1 protein-coding gene is annotated in these 1,136 nt (G+C 38.6%); it reads left to right on the top strand.

Going from position 1 to position 1,136, the window contains the following annotated elements:
- Positions 1–51: 51 nt before the first annotated feature.
- The coding region (locus ACE38V_RS23215) for an IS256 family transposase (RefSeq protein ID WP_375845111.1) at positions 52–1,136 on the top strand (1,085 nt) is incomplete at its 3' end.

Below are 1,136 nucleotides of genomic sequence, written 5' to 3' on the forward strand. Positions count from 1 at the left end.
TACTCACACAGTTTTTTTGTTTGATAGAATAATAAGTATAAAGCTAAAGGAGTGTTTTCAATGGGAAAATTGAAAAGAGATCCAAACTCCGTAGAATTAGCTAACAAGATTATCGAACAGTACCAACCTAAATCAGTAGAAGATATGCAAGAAGCATTAAAAGACATATTTGGTCCCATGTTTGAGTCCATGCTAAAAGGTGAAATGAATCACCATTTGGGCTATGAATCAAATGACAGGGGAGAAAAAGAGTCAAGTAATAGAAGGAATGGATATGGGAAGAAGTCTGTGAGAACCACTGCTGGAGAAGTTGAAATTGCTGTACCTCGTGATCGCGATGCTTCTTTTGAACCACAGCTGATTCCAAAGCGTAAAAGAGACGTATCCGCCATCGAGGATAAGGTTATTTCTATGTATGCAAGAGGAATGTCCCAGAGAGATATTTCTTCCACAATAGAAGATATCTATGGTTTCTCTGTATCTCATGAAATGGTGTCCGATATTACAGATTCAGTACTCCCTGAATTGGAAGAGTGGCAAAGTCGTCCGCTAAGCAACTGTTACCCTTTTGTGTTTGTCGATTGTCTCTATACGACGATTCGGAACGACTATGAAGTAAAGAAATACGCTGTCTATACGATTTTAGGCTATACCATGGAAGGCAAGAAGGAGATTCTTGGTTTATGGTTAAATGAAACGGAAAGTAAGCATAAATGGATGCAAATTTTTGATGAAATCAAATCACGTGGTGTAGAAGATATTTTCTTTCTCTCGATGGATGGCGTTAGTGGTCTGGAAGAAGGAGCACATGCGATTTTCCCTGACGTGACTGTTCAAAGATGTATTGTTCACTTGATTCGCAATTCTATTAAGTATATACCGAGTAAAGATTACAAGCCTTTTACTGCTGCCTTAAAGAAAGTGTATGGAGCCCCAAGTCTTAAAGCTTGTCATAGTGCGTTTGAATCCTTTGAAAAGCAGTGGTCTACGTACCCTGGAGCTGTAGACGTGTGGAAACGAAACTTTTCTCATGTGGAACAACTATACGATTATGGAAGTAACATACGTAAAATCATGTATACCACCAATGCCGTTGAAAGCATTCATTCAAGCTTTAGGAAAGTCACAAAAAAAGG

Origin of the sequence: Cytobacillus sp. Hz8, assembly GCF_042263505.1 — a bacterium.
Classification (GTDB): domain Bacteria; phylum Bacillota; class Bacilli; order Bacillales; family Cytobacillaceae; genus Bacillus_BE.